We start from the raw sequence: 18,368 nt of genomic DNA, 5'->3' as shown, positions 1-18,368 counted from the left end.
GACCCATTCCGACACCACCCGGGGCGCGGACACCCCGAGGAAGGCCTGACGCCGCATGCTTGAGGACCCCCAGGGCACCCGCCCCCGCCCCATCCTGCTTCTGTCGACGTCCGACACCGACCTCCTCAGCGCCCGCGCCGCGAACGACGGCCCGGTGCCCTACCGGTTCGCCAACCCGTCCCGGCTCGCCCTCGACGCCCTGCCCGGGCTCATCGACGGCGTCGGGCTCGTCGTCGTACGACTGCTCGGCGGCGTACGCGCCTGGCAGGACGGGTTGGACCAGCTCACCGCGAGCGGGCTCCCCGTCGTCGTGCTCACCGGCGAACAGGCCCCGGACGCCCAGCTCATGGCCGCCTCCACCGTCCCCGTCGGCATCGCAGCCGAGGCGCACGCCTACCTCGCGCACGGCGGCCCGGCCAACCTCGACCAGCTCGCCCGCTTCCTGTCCGACACCGTGCTGCTCACCGGCCACGGCTTCGAGCCGCCCGCACCCGCCCCGTCCTGGGGGCCCCTTGAGCGCACGGCCCGTACGGTCGAAGGCCCGACCGTCGCCGTTCTCTACTACCGCGCCCACCACATGAGCGGCAACACCGCGTTCGTGGACACCCTGTGCGGGGCCATCGAGGACGCCGGGGGCCGCCCGCTCCCGCTGTACGTGTCCTCGCTGCGTGACCCCGAGCCCGCGCTCATCGACGAACTGCGCGCCGCCGACGCCATCGTGACCACCGTCCTCGCGGCGGGCGGCACCAAGCCGGCCACCGCATCGGCCGGCGGCGACGACGAGTCCTGGGACGCGGGCGCCCTCAGCGGCCTCGACGTACCCATCCTCCAGGCGCTCTGCCTCACCGGCTCCCGCAGCGCATGGGAGGAGAACGACGAGGGCGTGTCCCCGCTGGACGCGGCCAGCCAGATCGCCGTCCCCGAGTTCGACGGCCGCCTCATCACCGTCCCGTTCTCCTTCAAGGAGATCGATGAGGACGGATTGCCCGCCTACGTTGCCGACACCGAGCGCGCCGCTCGCGTTGCCGGGATCGCCGTGCGGCATGCCCGGCTCCGGCACATCCCGGCCGCCGACAAGCGGCTCGCCCTCGTGCTCTCCGCGTACCCCACCAAGCACTCCCGGATCGGCAACGCGGTCGGCCTCGACACCCCCGCCAGCGCCGTCGCGCTCCTTCGCCGGCTGCGCGCCGAGGGCTACGACTTCGGGCCCGAGGACGAGATCCCGGGCCTGGTCTCCGGCGACGGCGACGAGCTGATCCGCGCCCTGATCGACGCGGGCGGCCACGACCAGGACTGGCTCACCGAGGAGCAGCTGGCCGCCAACCCGGTCCGCATCCCGGCCGCCGACTACAAGCGCTGGTACGCGACCCTCCCCAAGGAGCTGCGCGAGAACGTCGAGCAGCACTGGGGGCCGCCGCCCGGCGAGATGTTCCTCGACCGGTCCCGCAATCCCGAGGGCGACATCGTGCTCGCGGCCCTGCGCCGCGGCAACCTGCTGATCCTCATCCAGCCGCCGCGCGGCTTCGGCGAGAACCCGATCGCGATCTACCACGACCCCGATCTGCCGCCCTCGCACCACTACTTGGCCGCCTACCGCTGGATCGCGGCCTCCACCGCCGACGGCGGATTCGGCGCCGACGCGATGATCCACCTCGGCAAGCACGGCAACCTGGAGTGGCTGCCCGGCAAGAACGCGGGCCTGTCCGCCGCCTGCGGCCCGGACGCCGCGCTCGGCGACATCCCGCTGGTCTACCCGTTCCTGGTCAACGACCCGGGCGAGGGCACCCAGGCCAAGCGCCGCGTGCACGCCACGCTCATCGACCACCTGGTGCCGCCGATGGCCCGCGCCGACTCGTACGGCGACATCGCGCGCCTGGAGCAACTCCTCGACGAGCACGCCCAGATCGCGTCCATGGACCCGGCCAAGCTGCCCGCGATCCGCGCCCAGATCTGGACGCTGATCCAGGCCGCCAAGCTCGACCACGACCTGGGGCTGGAAGACCGCCCCGAGGACGAGGGCTTCGACGAGTTCATCATGCATCTCGACGGCTGGCTCTGCGAGATCAAGGACGTCCAGATCCGCGACGGCCTGCACGTGCTCGGCAACGCCCCGGCCGGCGCCGACCGCGTCAACCTGGTCCTCGCGATCCTGCGCGCCCGCCAGATCTGGGGCGGCACCACCGCCCTGCCGGGCCTGCGCGAGGCCCTCGGCCTGGACGAGTCCGCGGCCACCCGCACGGATGCCGACGAGGCCGAGGAGCAGGCCCGCGCCCTCGTGCAGTTGATGGACGACGCCGGATGGGACCTGGCCGCGATTCCCGCCGACCAGCCCCAACAGGTCCGCGAAATCCTGGAGTTCGCGGCCCGCGAGGTCGTTCCGCGCCTCGCCGCGACCACCGCCGAACTCGACCACACCGTCCACGCCCTGGGCGGCGGCTTCGTCCCGGCGGGCCCCTCGGGCTCCCCCCTCCGCGGCCTGGTCAACGTCCTGCCGACCGGCCGCAACTTCTACTCCGTCGACCCCAAGGCCGTCCCCTCCCGGCTCGCCTGGGAGACCGGCCAGGCCCTCGCCGAGTCCCTCGCCAACCGCTACCGCACCGACAACGGCGACTGGCCGACCTCGGTCGGGCTCTCCCTGTGGGGTACGAGCGCGATGCGCACGGCGGGCGACGACGTGGCCGAGGCGATGGCGCTGCTCGGCGTCCGCCCCGTCTGGGACGACGCCTCGCGCCGGGTCACCGGCCTGGAGCCGATCCCGCTCGACGAGCTGGGCCGCCCCCGCATCGACGTGACCCTGCGCATCTCGGGCTTCTTCCGCGACGCCTTCCCGCACACGATCGGCCTCCTCGACGACGCGGTCCGCCTCGCGGCCTCGCTCGACGAGGGGGCCGACCAGAACTACGTACGCGCCCACACCCAGGCCGACCTCGCCGAGCACGGCGACGAACGCCGGGCCACCACGCGCATCTTCGGCTCCCGCCCCGGCACCTACGGCGCGGGCCTGCTCCAGCTCATCGACTCCCGCGACTGGCGCACCGACGCCGACCTCGCCGAGGTCTACACGGTGTGGGGCGGCTACGCGTACGGCCGCGAACTGGACGGCCGCCCGGCGCGGGACGAGATGGAGACGGCGTACAAGCGGATCGCGGTCGCGGCGAAGAACACCGACACCCGCGAGCACGACATCGCCGACTCGGACGACTACTTCCAGTACCACGGCGGCATGGTGGCGACCGTCCGCGCCCTGCGGGGCACCGCCCCCGAGGCGTACATCGGCGACTCGACGCGCCCCGAGACGGTCAAGACCCGCACCCTGGTCGAGGAGACCTCGCGGGTCTTCCGGGCCCGCGTGGTGAACCCCAAGTGGATCGAGGCGATGCGCCGCCACGGCTACAAGGGTGCCTTCGAACTCGCCGCGACGGTGGACTACTTGTTCGGCTACGACGCCACGACGGGCGTGGTCGCCGACTGGATGTACGACAAGCTGACCGAGACGTACGTCCTGGACCCGGCCAACCGCGAGTTCCTCCAGAACGCCAACCCGTGGGCCCTGCACGGCATCGCGGAACGCCTCCTGGAGGCGGAGTCCCGCGGCATGTGGGCGAAGCCCGACCCGGCGGTCCTGGAGGCCCTTCGCCAGGTGTACCTGGAGACCGAGGGGGACCTGGAGGACGAGGGCTGAGTTTTTCGGTGGGGATGGCGGGCCCGGGTCTCTTCTGATCCGGGCCCACTTTCTTCGGCGTTATCCCTGGGTGCTTTCCTCGGCGTTATCCCTGGGTGCCGAAGTCCTGGGTCCACCAGGGCCCGCCGGACCCGTAGTGCACGCCGATGCCGATCTCCTTGAACGCGCAGTTCAGGATGTTGGCGCGGTGACCGGGGCTGTGCATCCAGGAGTCCATGACGGCGGCCGCGTCGGCCTGACCCCGGGCGATGTTCTCGCCGTACGTACTCCACTTGTACCCGGCGGCGGTGATGCGTTCGCCGGGACCGGCGCCGCTGGGGTCGGTGTGGTCGAAGAAGTTCTGCGCGGCCATGTTCTCGGAGTGCTTGAGTGCGGCGTCGTAGAGCTTGGCGTTGCTGGTGAGCGCGGAGCAACCGGCCTTGGCCCGCTCGGAGTTGACGAGGGCGAGCACGTCCTGGGCGGCGGCCGGCTCGCCGGATTCGGTGCTGGCGGCCGCACGCTTGGCGGTGGGGCTGGGCTTGGGCGGCACGGGGCGCGAGGAGGGCTTGGCGGGGGGAGCGGAGGGCTTGGCGCTGGGGCGGGCCGAACTGCTCGGCCTGCCCGGTGAGTTGGAGGCGGAGGGGGTGGGCGGCACCGGCTTCGTGCTGACACCGTCGGGCGCGGCCTCGGTCGTGGTGAGGGGCGCGTCGGCGACGGTGTGGGATGCGTCGTCCCCCGAGTCGATGAAGAACTGGAAGGCCCCGCCGAGGGCGGCGATCGCGGCGACCCCGGCGATGACGGCGGCGGCCCGGCGCCGGCGCCGCGCCCGCTGGTCGCGCCGGTCGCGCCGGGAGGTGGGGCCGCGGCGCTTGTGGGCGGCGTGGGCGGCTCGGGGGGACACCGGGGCTTGAGGGGTGGGCCGGGTGGTGGCGTGGGCGGCGGTCTGCAGGTCGGGCGTCTGCCCGTGCAGCGCGGCGAGAAGACCGGCCGTCGCTGTCGCCGGGACGAGGGCGAGGCCGACAAGCAGCCCCTCGGCGGGTATGAGCCCGCTCCAGTGCCCGGAGCAGACGGCGCAGGTGCGGGCGTGCCGGGCTATGCGCTTGCGCCAGAGGGCGGAGGGCAGGCCGTCCCAGGAGAGAGCGAGCCCGGAGAGCTCGCCGCAGCGCTCGACCCCGGCGAGGGCGCGCACGACGACGCGGGCGGTCTCCAGCTGGCCCTTCATCCGCTGGATGCGTACGGCGGCGTGCTCGGGGGACAGGTCGAGTGCGGAGGCGACCTCGCCCCGGGTGAGGACGCCGGCCGCCTCCAGCCACCACAGCGACAGGAGCGCGCGGTCGTCGGTCTCCAGCCAGCGGGTGGCCTCGGTGACCTCCTTGCGCTGCCCGGAGAGCCCGAGCTTGACGATGGTGAGGTCGACGAAGTCGGCGCCCGGGTCGGCGACGTCGTAGGCGTCCTGGAGTCCGCCGTCGACGGGGGTACGGCGGTGGCCCTGCCAGTACCGCCGGATCTCGTTCATGGTGACGGCGACCAGCCAGGACCGGAAGGCCTCCGGCTCACGCAGCGAGCCGAGCCCGTCGAGCATGCGCAGCAGGCTCTCCTGCACGACATCGTCGACGTCGGCGTGCCCGTTCAGCGCGCGGCCGACGATGTTGTACACGAGCGGCAGATACCCGGCGACGAGCTCGTCCCGCGCCCGCTGATCCCCGTCCCGGGCCGCGACGACCACTGCGGCTGCCTGTTCACTGATCACGCCTAGTCCACTCTCCCCGGAGCATCGAACCTAACTGACCCGACGGAGAGGAGACAGTGCGGAGGTGACCGGATAACAGAAACCTGCGGGCAGATAGGGGATGCCTTCTGCCAAGTGCTGGCTGCTTCTGACAGGTTTTGGCTGGTGGGGGCGGTGCGGCGGCCAGGGGGTGCTGAGGGTGTGGTCCTCGTCACGCCCGTTGAGCCGATCGGGTGAGTCCGTTCGGGTGAGGGCGGCGGGGCCCGCCGGGGTCATGCGGCGAATCCGCACGAAGTCGCAGCCCCGCGCCCTGGCGGGATGGGTGCAGGCTCCCCCCGGGGCTGAGCCGGGGCGAGACCCAAGTCGCGCTGCCTACACGGTGGTTGGGGTGGAGGCGAACGAGGCCCGATAGGCGCGTGGGCTTGTCGTGAGGCGGGTGGCGAAGTGCTGGCGCATGGTGATTTCGCTGCCGAAGCCTGCTCGGCGGGCCACCTCCGGCATGGGCAGGTCGGTGCGTTCGAGGAGTTTCTGGGCTGTTGCGAGGCGCTGGTCGAGCAGCCAGCGGCGGGGCGTCGTGCCGGTGGTCGCGGTGAAGTGGCGGGCGAAGGAGCGGGGGGACATCCCGGCGCGCTCGGCGAGTGCGGGGACGGTCAGCGGCTCGTGAAGGTGGCTGAGCGCGTACGCCCGTACGTCGGCCAGGGCGTCCAGGTCCCGGTCGGTGCGCGGGGTGGGATGTTCGATGAACTGGGCCTGGTTCCCCATTCTGAACGGCGCGGTGACCATCGAGCGGGCGACCGTCGCGGCGGTCTCGGCACCATGTGCGATGCGTACGAGGTGCAGGCACAGGTCGAGGCCCGCTGCCGTGCCGGCCGAGGTCCAGATGTTGCCGTCCTCCACGAACAGCGCGTCCTGTTCGACGCGGACCCGCGGATGGCGGGCCCGGAACAGGTCGGTGAGCGCCCAGTGGGTCAGGGCGCGGCGGCCGTCGAGCAGTCCGGCCTGGGCCAGGGTGAACGCGCCGCCGCACAGGGAGGCGATCGTGGTGCCGCGGGCATGGGCGCGGCGCAGTGCGTCAAGTACGGGTGCGGGGGCGGGGGTTGTGTGGTCGTCCAGGCCGGGGACGAGGATCAGCTCGGCGCGGTCCAGCCAGGCCAGGGTCCGGTCCGGGATGAGGGTGAGGCCGCCGCGCATCGGCACGGGCGCCGGGTCCGCGGCGACCCGGCGCAGGTCGAAGGCGGGCACGCCCCGGTCGGTGCGGTCCGCACCCCACACTTCGGTGATCACGCTGACGTCGAAGGCCCGGATGCCGGGGAAGGCCAGCAGGGCGATGCGGTGGAGGGGACTGCGCGGCAGGCTCGGCATGCTGGCAGTAAATCATCGATCGCTGACTTCTGTACCTCTGGGACGGGGTGCTCCACAGCGGCAGCATGGTGGCCATGAGCAGCGCCAAGAGCAGCAATGACGAGAAGGTGCAGAGCATGGGCACGGGCAAGGGCATGGACATCGCGCCGAACGCGGCGCTCGTCGTCGTCGACGTACAGCAGGGCTTCGACGAGCCGTTCTGGGGGCCGCGCAACAATCCCTCCGCCGACGAGAACATCGCCGCGCTGATCGCCGCCTGGCAGGAGACCGGCCGGCCGGTCGTCTTCGTACGGCACGACTCGTCGAAGCCGGAGTCGCCGCTGCGGCCGGGGTACGCCGGCAACGACTTCAAGAAGTACGTGGAGGAGCGGCGGGGGCTGGGCAGCGGGCCGGAGCTGCTGGTCACGAAGACCGTGAACTCGGCGTTCTACGGTTCGCCCGACCTGGACGCCTGGTTCAAGGCGGCCGGGATCCGCCAGTTCGCGGTGACCGGGATCCAGACCAACATGTGCGTCGAGACCACGGCCCGGATGGGCGGCAACCTCGGCTACGAGGTGCTGCTCCCGCTCGACGCCACCCACACCTTCGACCTGGCCGGCCCCTTCGGCTGGCACCGGTCCGCCGACGAGCTGGCCCGGGCCACCGCGGTGTCCCTGCACGGCGGCGGCTTCGCGACCGTCGTGACGACGGCGGGGCTCCTGGCGGCATGCCGGTAGCGGGGAAATCGCGGTGCCGGGCTGGGTAGGCTCCCCGGGTGACCCACGCCCCTGGAAGGCACCCGGAGCCCGGGCCCGCACCGACGCCGGACATCACGTACACGCGGTGCAAGCGGTGCGGTACGGAGTTGGCGGGGCTGGACGGGCGGTATTCGTGCGGGGTGTGCGGGTGGTCCAACCACTGGTCCGAGGGGCATCGGCCGTTGCCCGTCGCCGGGGACGACCCCGATGCGCCTCCGGCGCCGTTCAATCCCTTGGGGGAGCGGTAACGGCTCGGCGCGTACGGGGAGTTGGGGCGGGCGAGGTGCGCCGGGGCTCTCCCCCAGACCCCGGGTGCCCCCACCCGCCCCTTGCCCCGGAGGCCGCTCGCGGCACGCAGGGCCGAGGGAACCCGGTGACCCGGCGTTGCAGGTGTATCGTGCGCAGCACCTTCGTCGCGAAATGTACTGTTTTGTACGATGACTTGAGTGCTTCCAGGCCCGCCCGGCTCCGTCGCCGCACCCTCCTCACCACCCTCCCCGTGGCCTTCGCGCTGGGCGGATGTGACTCCGCGCCCCCGCGCGAGGCTTCGCGGCGGCCCGCTCAAGGGGCGCTTCGGGGGCCCGTGCGGCAGGCCGGGGTGACCGAGCCGCGGGCTCAGCACGCGCTCGTCCTCTCCTACGACCTGACGCCGGGCACGCACGGGGCCTCCGGGCGGGACGCCGTACGGCGGCTGCTCGCGCGGTGGAGCGAGGCGCTGTCCGGGCTTGAGCCGGGGGCCACCGCGACCGTCGGGATCGGGCCCGCGCTGCCGAAGCGGCTCGGGGTCGGGGCGCCCGAGGGGCTGCGGGAACTGCCCGCGTTCGACGGGGAGCACCTCGATGCCGGGGCCGGCGGCGGCGAGATCGGGGTGCAGATCTGTGCGCCGGACCCGTGGGCGTGCGAACGGGCCGCCGGGCTGCTCGCGGGCGCCGGCACCGGGGTGTTGCAGCCGCGCTGGCGGCAGGCCGGGTTCCTGCCGGGCGAGCTGCCCGGGCCGCAGTCCGGTCCCTTCACGGCCGTGCGCGACGGCGAGACCCCGCGCGATCCGCTCGGGTTCAAGGACGGGACGACGAACCCCACCGACGCGGAGAGCGAGCGGTGGGTGTGGCTGCCGGGCCCCGGTCCGTACGCGGACGGCACCTTCCTCGTCGTCCGCCGGGTACGGCTGCGTGCCGAGGAGTTCGGGAGGCTGCCCGTTGCCCGGCAGGAGCAGATCATCGGGCGCCGCAGGCGTGGTGGCGAGCCGCTGGGGGGTGGCTCCGAGCGCGAGGGGGCGGACCTGGACGCGCGGACTCCGGAGGGCGGTTACGTGCTGCCCGCCGATGCGCATGTGAGGCTTGCGAACTCCCGGCTCGATGACGGGGCTCGCATGCTGCGGCGCGGCTACTCCTACGAGAACAGCCGGGCTGACCGGGGGTTGCTCTTCCTGGCCTACATGAAGGATCCAGAGCTCTTCGTGCGGGTGCAGCAGCGGCTGGTCGCGGGCGACGCGCTCAACTCCTTTGCGGAGCACTATGGTTCGGCGCTCTTCTATGTGCTGCCGGGGGCGGGGGCGGGGCGGCCACTTGGCATGGGGGTGCTCTGACGCTCCGCGAGGGGTGGGGACATTTGGGGCGCGGGCCCCTCCGGGCTGCGCCCGACCCTCCTGACAGCGGTCAGCCCGCGGGCCGTGGGTGGCTGGTCGCGCAGTTCCCCGCGCCCCTAAACCCGTTCTCGGCCGCGGGCCGTGGGTGGTTGCTCGCGCAGTTCCCCGCGCCCCTGGCAGGGTTGATGCTGGCCCGCACCGGGGCATTTCAGCCTGTCCGGCGTTTGAGGACGAGCGCCCTTCAGGCGCGAACGGGGTCTGGGGCGGAGCCCCAGGAAACTATGCTTCACCCCTCCAACCCCCGGAGGGTCTCGGGGAGGGGCGGGGTGGGGAAGCCCCCCCGGGGTCACCCCGCCCCCGGGAAGTGGCAGGCCACCTCCCTTCCCTCCCCCGGCACCACCCCCCGCAACACCGGCGCCTCCACCCGGCAGATCGCCGCCGCCCGCGCGCAGCGCGGATGAAACGCGCACCCCGGCGGCGGCGACGCCGGGCTGGGGGGGTCCCCCAGGAGCGTGATCCGCTCCCGGGCCCGCTCCGCCGCCGGATCCGGCAACGGCACCGCGGACAGCAGCGCCTGCGTGTACGGGTGGGCCGGCGCCGCGTACACCCGCTCCTTCGCGCCGATCTCCACCACCCGCCCCAGATACATCACCGCCACCCGGTCACACACCCGCTTCACCACCGACAGGTCATGCGCGATGAACAGGTACGCCAGGCCCAGTTCCTTCTGCAGGCGCTCCATCAGGTTCACGATCTGGGCCTGGACCGAGACGTCCAGCGCCGACACCGGCTCGTCCGCCACCACCAGCTTCGGGTCCAGGGCCAGGGCCCGGGCTATCCCGATCCGCTGGGCCTGGCCTCCCGAGAACTCGTGCGGGTAACGGTCGATGTGCTCGGGGATCAGGCCGACCAGATCCATCAGCTCCACCGCGCGAGCCCGCGCCGCCGACTCCGAGCGGCCGTGCGCGAGCAGCGGGTCCGCGATGATGCGGGCCACCGTCTGGCGCGGGTTCAGGGACGAGTGCGGGTCCTGGAAGACCATCTGGAGGTCCTTACGCACCGGCCGCAGCTCACGCCGGTTCAGGCGGCTGATGTCGCGGCCCTCGTACGCGATCGTCCCCGAGGTCGGCTCCAGGAGCCGCACGATCATGCGGCCCGTCGTGGACTTCCCGCAGCCCGACTCCCCGACCAGTCCCAGCGTCTCGCCCGCCGCCACGTCGAAGCTCACGCCGTCCACCGCCCGCACGGGCGCCGAGCGACTCCCGCGGCCCGGGAAGTGCATTCTCAACTCCCTTACGGACAACAAGGGGTGGGCAGTGGAAACATCGCTCATGACGTCACGCCTTCGTACGCGGGGAGGTGGCAGGCCACCGGGTGGCCGGACGGCCCGTCCAGCAGCGGGAGTTCGTTCGAGCAGCGCTCCCTCACCTCGGCGCTCGCGCTCGCCGCGCGCGGGCAGCGGGGTGCGAACGCGCAGCCCGGGGCCGGGTCGAGCAGGGAGGGCGGGCTGCCCGGGATGGCCCGCAGGGGGGCGTCGTCGTCATCGTCCAGGCGGGGGAGCGAGTCGAGCAGGCCCCGGGTGTAGGGGTGGGCCGGCGTGGCGAACAGGTCGTCCACCGGGGCCTGTTCGGCCGCCCGGCCCCCGTACATCACCAGGACCTCGTGGGCCACCCGGGCCACCACCCCCAGGTCATGGGTGATCATCACGACCGCCAGGCCGCGCTCCTGCTGCAACCGGGCGAGCAGTTCCAGGATCTGGGCCTGGACGGTGACGTCGAGGGCTGTGGTCGGCTCGTCCGCGATGAGCAGCTCCGGCTCGCACGCCAGCGCCATTGCGATCATCGCGCGCTGGCGCATGCCGCCGCTGAACTGGTGCGGGTACTCGCCCGCCCGGCGCGCCGGCTCCGGGATGCCGACCTCCGCCAGCATCTCCACCGCCCGCTTGCGGGCCTGTGAGCGGCGGGAGCCGAAGTGCACCCGGTGGTGCTCCGCGATCTGCTCGCCGACCGTGTAGTACGGGTGCAGACTGGACAGCGGGTCCTGGAAGATCATCGCGATGCGGCGGCCGCGCACCCGGTTCAGGGCGCGTTCGGGCAGGCCCACCAGTTCCTGTCCGTCCAGGGTGATGGAGCCGGTGACTTCCGCGCCGGTGTGCAGGCCGAGCAAGGCCATCGACGTGACGGACTTGCCCGACCCGGATTCGCCGACGATGCCCAGCGTGCGGCCCCGGTGCACGTCGAAGGAGAGCGAGTCCACGGCCCGTACCGGACCCCGGGGGGTCGGGAACGTCACACTCAACTCCCTTACGGACAACAGGAGTTCATCCTCAGCCATTACAGCCTCACTCGCGGGTCGACTACCGCGTACAGAAGGTCGACGGCCAGGTTGGCGACGACGATGAAGGTCGCGGCGAGCAGGGTCACGCCGAGGATGACGGGCTGGTCGCCGGTGGACAGGGCGCCGTAGAAGAGCCGGCCGATGCCGGGCAGGCCGAAGATGGACTCGGTGATGACCGCGCCCGCCAGCAGCCCGCCCAGGTCCATGCCGAACAGGGTCAGGATCGGGGTCATCGCGGAGCGCAGGCCGTGTTTGACGACGACCGTGCGGCGCGGCAGGCCCTTGGCGCGGGCGGTGCGGATGTACGGCTCCGCCATCGTCTCGATCATCGAACTGCGGCTCTGGCGGGCGTACATGGCGGCGTACAGGACGGCGAGTGCGATCCAGGGGAGCAGCAGGTTGGACGCCCAGTGCACGGGGTCGGAGGCGAGGGAGACGTACTGGGGGTAGGGGAGCAGGCCCGCCACCCGGATCAGGCCGTAGATCAGCATGACCGAGGTGAAGTACACCGGCATCGAGGCCGCGGCGACCGCGCCGACCATCAGGGCGCGGTCGGTGAAGGTGTCCTTGCGCAGGGCGGCCGCGACGCCCGCGGACAGGCCGAGCAGGAGCCAGAGCGCGGCCGCGCCCAGGGCCAGGGAGGCCGAGACCGGGAGGCGGTCCATGAGGAGCGACCAGACGGACTCGCTGTTCTCGTACGAGTAGCCCAGGCACGGGAAGCCGCAGTGCAGCGCGTACTGGCCGGTGCCCATGGTGCGGCCGGTGAAGATCCCGGAGGCGAAGTCCCAGAACTGGCGCCACAGCGGCTGGTCCAGGCCCATGTGCGCGCGGATCGCCTCCAGGCGCTCGGCGCTGCACGACTTGCCGCAGGCGGCGGCCGCCGGGTCGGAGGGCAGGACGTAGAAGATGGTGAAGGTGACGGCGGCGATCGCGATCAGCACGCCGATCACGCCGAGGATCCGGCGGGCGAGGTAGCGGGTCATGTGCGGCTGCCCCTCGGGTCGAGTACGTCGCGCAGGGCGTCGCCGAGCAGGGTGAAGGCCAGCACGGTGAGGAAGAGGCAGGTACTCGGGATGACGAAGTACATCGGGTCGGTGTCGTAGAACGACACGCTCTCGGCGATCATCTGGCCCCAGGACGGGGTGGGCGGGCGCACGCCGACGCCGAGGTAGCTGAGCGCGGCCTCGGTGGCGATCATGCCGGGGACGATGAGCGTGGTGTACGCGATGACGGGTCCGGCGACCCCGGGCAGGATGTCGCGGGTCAGGATGCGCCAGGGGCCGGAGCCGCCGACGCGGGCGGCATCCACGTACTCGCGGTGTTTGAGCGAGAGGGTCTGGCCGCGGACGACGCGGGCGATGCCGGGCCAGCCGAACAGGCCGATCACGGCGGTCATCAGCAGGATGCGGTTGACGTCCTTGGCCACCGACATCATTGCGATCATGAAGATGAGGGACGGGAAGGACATGGTGAGGTCCATCAGGCGGGACAGGACCGCGTCGGTGCGCCCGCCGAAGTAGCCGGCCGCGATCCCGGCGGCCGTGCCCGCGACCACCACGATCGCGGTGGCGGTCAGGGCGATGAGCAGGGAGACCTGGGCGCCGTACACGACGCGGGCGAACAGGTCGCGGCCGGTGACGGGTTCGACGCCGAGCCAGTGGTCGGCGGAGATCCCGCCGAGCGGGCCGAGCGGCTGGCCGCCGAGGTAGGGGTCGACGGCGGTCTTGTCGAACGCGTCGGGCGACCAGCCGCCGAGCGCGCCGAGCAGCGGGGCGCCGGCCGCCATGACCAGGAAGAGCACGACGACGGCGAGGGAGATCTTCACGGAGGTACGGCGGCGCAGTTCCGCGCGGGCGAGCTGCCAGGGCCCGCGGCCGGCCACCGGTGCCGGCGGTTTCACCAGAGTGGTGGTCATGGTCGGACGGGCCTCAATTCCCGCTCTTGGCGGGGTTCTTGAGCCCGACGGTGGCGTAGTCGAGCTGGCCGCCGAAGGACGTCTGGCCGTAGCCGCCCGCGATGTTGGTGCCGAGCACCAGCGGCCAGCGCCGCACCAGGACCGGGACGGCGGGGGCCTTGGTGAGGATTTCGCCGTCGAGCTGCTGCCAGGCCTGGGAGGCGGCCTTGGTGTCGGTCATCGCGGAGATCTCGTCGACCCGCTTCATGGTCGCGTCGTCGCGGAAGAGCGACTGGTTGCCCTGGTTGCCCTTGTCCTTGATGTAGCGGCCGTCGAAGACGAACGGCAGGAACGTGGAGCCGGACGGGTAGTCCGGGCACCAGCCCGTGTACACGACGTCGGTGCGGTTCTTGGTGTCGCCGATGGTGGCGTAGAACGCGGACGGGTCGACGGTCTCGATGGTGACCTTGATCCCGGCCTTCGCGAGCGACTCCTGGATGGCCTCGGCGCGGCCCTTGTCGCCGGTGGAGACGGTCATCCTGGTCTCGAACCCGCCCGGCTTGCCCGCCTCCTTGAGGAGTTCCTTGGCCTTGGCGACGTCACCGGTGGTGGGGATCTTGAGGGTGTCGGGCTGCTTGCCGTCGAAGAGGGTGGCCGGCATGTACGCGGTGGACAGGTCGTTGAACGCGGGCCCGCCGGAGGAGGTGAGCACCGCGTCCTTGTCGAGCGCGTACATCACCGCCTGACGCACCTTCGCATCGGTGAACGGGGCGCGCCCGGTGTCCATTTGGACCATGTCGGTGCAGTTGGTGGACTCGGCGAGGAGGCGCGAGCGCACGGACGCGTTCGGCAGGACCTTCGACGCGCTCTCGGGGCGCAGCGCACCCCAGGAGACGGCGGAGGCGTCGGCGCCCTGGCTGGCGATGAGGCGGTCGTCGATCTGGGTGGCCTTGAGTCCCATCGTCACGACGATGCGGTCCGGGTAGGCCTTGCGGACCTGGTCGGTGGCGGGGTCCCAGTGGGTGTTGCGGACGAGGGTGAGCTGCTTGTTCCGCTGGTACGACTCGACCTTGTACGGGCCCGAGGAGAAGGGTCTGTTGTCGTACTTGGGCCCGTTGTCCTGGGCCTTGGGCACGGGCGCGAAGGTCGGCATGACGGTGGCGTTGGGGAACTCGGCGAAGTGCTTGCGGAGTTCGAAGACGATGGTGTGGTCGTCCGGGGTCTTGATGGAGTCGAGGTGCTTGCCCTGGGCGGGGCCCTGGTATCCCTCGGCGCCGGTGAGGTAGCGGGCCGCGTAGTCGGCGCCGCCGGGCAGGTCGGGCGAGAAGGACCGCTCGACGTTGTACTTGACGTCCTGCGCGGTGATCGGGGAGCCGTCCTCGTAGGTGAGGCCCTGTTTGAGATGGAACGTCCAGGTCCTGGCCCCGTTGGAGGAGGTGCCGAGGTCGGTGGCGAGGTCGGGTGTCAGCTCGTTGCCGCCGGCACCGGGGACGGCCTTGTAGGTCACCAGGGTGCGGTAGAGCAGCCGGGTGCCGAAGTCCATGTCGCTCATGACCCAGTTGCGGGCGGGGTCGAGGTGGGTGAAGTCCTGGTTGGACAGGACGGTGAGGGTGCCGCCCTTGACCGGCGTGCCGCCGACGACCTTGCCCACGTTCGCGACGGCCGGGTTCTTGCCGCCCCCCTCGCCCGCGCCCGTGTGCTTCCCCCCGGAACAGCCGGCGGCGCCGAGGGTGAGCGTCGCCGCGAGGGCGACGGCGAGGGCGGTGCAGGTGCGCTTGTTCATCAGTGGTCACTCCGTGAACGGGTCGGAACAGCCGGACGGCCGGACGGTCGGACAGCCGGTCGGCCCGAGGTGGCTGGCGGCTGGAATGTGACCCGTAACATAGTAATGTGAAATTGCACTGACAAGGTGTCGGGAAGTCTTTTATCCGATCCGGGCGAGTTCTTGGCAGGGACAGTGCCATGTGAAATATTACCGAGGTGCCCACGGGATCTGCGAGCTCCATGAGAAGCGCCTCGGACGTCATCGTCGTCGGGGCGGGGGTCGTGGGGGCCGCCTGCGCCTACTACGCGGCCCGGGCCGGTCTGAGCGTCACCGTGCTCGACCGGGGCCCGGTGGCGGGCGGCACCACGGGATCGGGCGAGGGCAACCTCCTCGTCTCCGACAAGGAACCCGGACCCGAGCTCGAACTCGCCCTGTTCTCCAGCACGTTGTGGCAGGAGCTCGCCGGACTGCTGCCGCGCGGGGTGGAGTACGAGCCCAAGGGGGGTCTCGTCGTCGCCCGTGACGAGCCCGGCATGGCCGCGCTGCGCACCTTCGCGGCGGGCCAGGAGAAGGCGGGCGTGACCGTGAGCGAAGTGGCGGCCGACCGGCTGCCCGACCTGGAGCCGCACCTGGCGCCCGGTCTCGCGGGGGGCTTCCACTATCCCCAGGACGCCCAGGTCATGCCCGCCCTCGCCGCCGCCCACCTGCTGCGTGCCTCGGGCGCCGAGGTCCGGCTCGGGCCAGGCGAGGAGGTCATGGGCCTGCTCACCGGGCCGGGCGGTGCGGTGCGGGGGGTGCGGACCGCCTCCGGTGCGCTGTACGCCCCGCACGTGGTGAACGCGGCCGGCACCTGGGGCGGCGAACTCGCCCGCCTGGCGGGGGTGTTGCTGCCCGTGCTCCCTCGCCGCGGCTTCGTCCTGGTCACCGAGCCGCTGCCGCGCGTGGTGCGGCACAAGGTGTACGCGGCGGACTACGTGGCGGACGTCGCCAGCGGTTCGGCGGCGCTCCAGACCTCGGCGGTGGTCGAGGGAACCCCGGCGGGCCCGGTCCTGATCGGCGCGAGCCGCGAACGCGTCGGCTTCGACCGCACGCTGTCCGTGGAGGTCCTGCGCCGGCTCGCAGCCGGGGCGACGGAGCTCTTCCCGGTCCTGGCAGGGGTGCGGACGATGCGGACGTACGCGGGCTTCCGCCCGTATCTGCCGGACCACCTTCCGGCGATCGGACCGGATGCGCGGGTGCCGGGGCTCTTGCACGCGTGCGGGCACGAGGGGGCGGGGATCGGGCTCGCCCCGGCGACGGGCCGGATCATCGCGGACGTGCTGACCGGAGCTCGACTCCCGTTGGAGACAGGGCCGTTCGACCCGGCGCGGTTCGAGCCCGAGGAAAGCCGTTGATCGCGTGGACACTACGGACACGCGCACGCTTGGACGCTTGGAAAGGAGGGCCGTGGTGGCCCGAACCCCCAGGGAGCTGGCCGGGGCGCGGCCGGACCCGGCCTTCGAGATCACGCTGGACGGCCGCCCGGTACCGGCGCTGCCGGGCCAGTCCGTCGCAGCCGCGCTGTGGGCGGCGGGCATCCTGTCCTGGCGGACGACCCGGGAGGGCGGCCGGCCTCGCGGGGCGTTCTGCGGGATCGGCCAGTGTTACGAGTGCCTGGCGGTGATCAACGGGGTGCCCAATCGGCGGGCCTGTCTGGTGCCGGCGGGAGCGGGGGATGCGGTCACGACGCAGGAAGGGCATGGGCATGCGGGACTTGGTGTCTGAAGTGCGCTCGGCGGACGGGGACGAACCGTACGACCTCGCTGTCGTCGGAGCCGGGCCCGCTGGGCTCGCCGGGGCCGTTACCGCGGCCGACCTCGGTCTGCGCGTCGCTCTGTTGGACCTCTCCGACCGGATCGGCGGACAGTTCTACCGGCAGCCCGCGGCCGGTCTGCATGCCACGTGCCCCGAGCGGCTGCACCACGACTGGGAAGCGTTCGCGGACCTGCGCAGGCGGCTGGAGGCGAGCGGGGTTGCCCACCTCGCCGGGCACCACGTCTGGACCGTCGAGCGAGGCGGGGGCGGTGCCGAGTGGGTGGTGCATGCGCTGACCGGGGCCGATGGCGGGGAGGAGCGCCCCGTACGGGTCCGGGCGCGGGCCCTGTTGCTTGCCACCGGGGCCTATGAGCGTCAACTCCCTTTCCCCGGCTGGACGTTGCCCGGGGTTGTCGGGGCCGCCGGGGCGCAGGCCATGCTCAAGGGCGGGCTCGTGCTGCCCGGGAAGCGGGTGGTCGTCGCCGGGAGCGGGCCGCTGCTGCTTGCCGTCGCTTCCTCGCTCGCCGAGGCCGGCGCGGAGGTTCCGGCCGTTGTCGAGGCGTCCGGGTATCTGGGGTACGCCCGCCACCCCCGCGCGCTCGCGGCCAACCCGCACAAGCTGGCCGAGGCCGTGACGCATGGCGCGGTGCTCCTGCGCCACCGGGTCGCGTTGCGGACTCGCAGTGCGGTGACCGAGGTGCACGGGGCCGAACGCGTGGAGGCCGTCACTGTCGCGCGGCTGGACGAGCAGTGGCGGCCGGTGCCGGGTACGGGGCGCAGGATCGCCTGCGACGCGCTGGCCGTCGGCCACGGCCTGATCCCCGGGATCGAACTGGCCACCACCCTCGGCTGCGCCACCCGCCGCACCCCGGACGGTGCCCGCGCCCTGGTCCTGGACACCCGCCAGGAGACCTCGGTACGCGGACTCTGGGCGGCGGGTGAGCCGGGCGGCATCGGGGGCGCCCAACTGGCCCTTGCAGAAGGGGAGTTGGCGGCGCGGGCGATCGCGGCCCGGCTCGGAAGGGACCCCGGCCCGGGCGGGCGCGTGCGGCAGCTGAAGTCCCGCCGCACCCGGCTGCGCAGCTTCGCCGAAGCGATGGCAACCCGGCACGCGCCGGGGCCCGGCTGGACCGACTGGCTCTCCGATGACACGGAGGTGTGCCGGTGCGAGGAGGTGAGCGCGGGCCGCATCCGGGAGGCGGTCCAGGAGTACGGCGCCCGGGACGCCCGTACGGTCAAACTGCTGACCCGGGCGGGGATGGGGTGGTGCCAGGGCCGTACGTGCGGGGCGGCGGTGTCCTGCCTGTCGGGCGACCCCGAACCCCCGGCGGAGCGCCGCCCGTTCGCGACGCCGGTCCCGCTGGGGGTGCTGGGGGGCCTTTCCCCCACCACGCCCCTCCCCGAGACCTGCCGGGGGTCGGAAGGGTGAAGCCGGGTTCGGTTTCCTGGGGCTCCGGGGCGCGGGGCGCAGTCCCGTAAGCGGGGCGGGACCCACCCATGGAAG

At 72.5% G+C, this 18,368-nt stretch carries 13 protein-coding genes; 6 read left to right on the top strand and 7 right to left on the bottom strand.

Annotated elements, in window-relative coordinates; all coding sequences use genetic code 11:
- Positions 1–55: 55 nt before the first annotated feature.
- Positions 56–3,682 (top strand): cobaltochelatase subunit CobN, encoded by a 3,627-nt coding sequence (gene cobN / locus ABD346_RS00850; RefSeq protein WP_344370600.1) that lies wholly within the window; start codon positions 56–58, stop codon positions 3,680–3,682.
- Positions 3,683–3,767: 85 nt separating this feature from the next.
- Here the strand turns inward: cobN and ABD346_RS00845 are convergent, their stop codons facing one another.
- Entirely contained in the window at positions 3,768–5,411 is a 1,644-nt protein-coding gene (locus tag ABD346_RS00845; protein ID WP_344370598.1) for a sigma-70 family RNA polymerase sigma factor, read from the bottom strand.
- 351 nt (positions 5,412–5,762) lie between these two features.
- Positions 5,763–6,752, bottom strand: a complete 990-nt coding sequence (locus ABD346_RS00840) for a GlxA family transcriptional regulator (protein ID WP_344370595.1) — start codon at positions 6,750–6,752, stop codon at positions 5,763–5,765.
- Between the two features lie 134 nt (positions 6,753–6,886).
- On the opposite strand from ABD346_RS00840, the gene ABD346_RS00835 reads away from it, so the two are divergent.
- Positions 6,887–7,468, top strand: coding sequence for a cysteine hydrolase family protein (locus ABD346_RS00835; protein ID WP_344371197.1), 582 nt, complete (start codon positions 6,887–6,889; stop codon positions 7,466–7,468).
- Positions 7,469–8,087: 619 nt separating this feature from the next.
- Positions 8,088–9,074, top strand: a complete 987-nt coding sequence (locus ABD346_RS00825; protein WP_344370591.1) for a Dyp-type peroxidase — start codon at positions 8,088–8,090, stop codon at positions 9,072–9,074.
- Between the two features lie 346 nt (positions 9,075–9,420).
- Here ABD346_RS00825 and ABD346_RS00820 read toward each other — a convergent pair whose 3' ends face one another.
- From ABD346_RS00820 to ABD346_RS00800, 5 genes are read right to left on the bottom strand one after another with little or no spacing between them, the layout of a single operon-like run.
- Positions 9,421–10,407, bottom strand: coding sequence for an ABC transporter ATP-binding protein (locus tag ABD346_RS00820; protein ID WP_344370589.1), 987 nt, complete (start codon positions 10,405–10,407; stop codon positions 9,421–9,423).
- Positions 10,404–11,408 carry an ABC transporter ATP-binding protein gene (locus ABD346_RS00815; protein ID WP_344370587.1) on the bottom strand — a complete coding sequence of 335 codons (1,005 nt, stop codon included), beginning with the start codon at positions 11,406–11,408 and terminating at the stop codon, positions 10,404–10,406. The genes ABD346_RS00820 and ABD346_RS00815 overlap by 4 nt, the downstream gene beginning before the upstream one ends.
- Positions 11,408–12,394 (bottom strand): ABC transporter permease, encoded by a 987-nt coding sequence (locus ABD346_RS00810; protein ID WP_344370585.1) that lies wholly within the window; start codon positions 12,392–12,394, stop codon positions 11,408–11,410. Before ABD346_RS00810 ends, ABD346_RS00815 begins: the two co-directional genes overlap by 1 nt.
- A complete protein-coding gene (locus ABD346_RS00805; protein WP_344370584.1) occupies positions 12,391–13,326 on the bottom strand; it encodes an ABC transporter permease in 936 nt (311 codons plus the stop codon). The genes ABD346_RS00810 and ABD346_RS00805 overlap by 4 nt, the downstream gene beginning before the upstream one ends.
- A gap of 13 nt (positions 13,327–13,339) precedes the next feature.
- Positions 13,340–15,088, bottom strand: coding sequence for an ABC transporter substrate-binding protein (locus ABD346_RS00800; protein WP_344370582.1), 1,749 nt, complete (start codon positions 15,086–15,088; stop codon positions 13,340–13,342).
- A 221-nt stretch (positions 15,089–15,309) separates the two neighbouring features.
- Here ABD346_RS00800 and ABD346_RS00795 point away from each other — a divergent pair, with 221 nt between their 5' ends.
- From ABD346_RS00795 to ABD346_RS00785, 3 genes are read left to right on the top strand one after another with little or no spacing between them, the layout of a single operon-like run.
- Positions 15,310–16,464 carry an NAD(P)/FAD-dependent oxidoreductase gene (locus ABD346_RS00795; RefSeq protein WP_344370580.1) on the top strand — a complete coding sequence of 385 codons (1,155 nt, stop codon included), beginning with the start codon at positions 15,310–15,312 and terminating at the stop codon, positions 16,462–16,464.
- 55 nt (positions 16,465–16,519) lie between these two features.
- Positions 16,520–16,834, top strand: a complete 315-nt coding sequence (locus ABD346_RS00790; protein WP_344370578.1) for a (2Fe-2S)-binding protein — start codon at positions 16,520–16,522, stop codon at positions 16,832–16,834.
- A complete protein-coding gene (locus tag ABD346_RS00785; RefSeq protein WP_344370577.1) occupies positions 16,815–18,293 on the top strand; it encodes an FAD/NAD(P)-dependent oxidoreductase in 1,479 nt (492 codons plus the stop codon). Before ABD346_RS00790 ends, ABD346_RS00785 begins: the two co-directional genes overlap by 20 nt.
- Positions 18,294–18,368 lie beyond the last annotated feature (75 nt).

Source organism: Streptomyces mauvecolor (genome assembly GCF_039532965.1).
GTDB lineage: Bacteria > Actinomycetota > Actinomycetes > Streptomycetales > Streptomycetaceae > Streptomyces > Streptomyces violascens.
Note: the sequence above shows the minus strand (reverse complement) of the source record. Positions and strands in the feature narration are given on the sequence as shown.

Bases quoted from the DNA above. Each gene is read 5' to 3' on its own strand.
- cobN (WP_344370600.1), top strand. From the start codon at position 56: ATGCTTGAGGACCCCCAGGGCACCCGCCCCCGCCCCATCCTGCTTCTG.
- ABD346_RS00840 (WP_344370595.1), bottom strand. From the start codon at position 6,752: ATGCCGAGCCTGCCGCGCAGTCCCCTCCACCGCATCGCCCTGCTGGCC.
- ABD346_RS00835 (WP_344371197.1), top strand. From the start codon at position 6,887: ATGGACATCGCGCCGAACGCGGCGCTCGTCGTCGTCGACGTACAGCAG.
- ABD346_RS00820 (WP_344370589.1), bottom strand. From the start codon at position 10,407: ATGAGCGATGTTTCCACTGCCCACCCCTTGTTGTCCGTAAGGGAGTTG.
- ABD346_RS00815 (WP_344370587.1), bottom strand. From the start codon at position 11,408: ATGGCTGAGGATGAACTCCTGTTGTCCGTAAGGGAGTTGAGTGTGACG.
- ABD346_RS00810 (WP_344370585.1), bottom strand. From the start codon at position 12,394: ATGACCCGCTACCTCGCCCGCCGGATCCTCGGCGTGATCGGCGTGCTG.
- ABD346_RS00805 (WP_344370584.1), bottom strand. From the start codon at position 13,326: ATGACCACCACTCTGGTGAAACCGCCGGCACCGGTGGCCGGCCGCGGG.
- ABD346_RS00800 (WP_344370582.1), bottom strand. From the start codon at position 15,088: ATGAACAAGCGCACCTGCACCGCCCTCGCCGTCGCCCTCGCGGCGACG.
- ABD346_RS00795 (WP_344370580.1), top strand. From the start codon at position 15,310: ATGAGAAGCGCCTCGGACGTCATCGTCGTCGGGGCGGGGGTCGTGGGG.
- ABD346_RS00785 (WP_344370577.1), top strand. From the start codon at position 16,815: ATGCGGGACTTGGTGTCTGAAGTGCGCTCGGCGGACGGGGACGAACCG.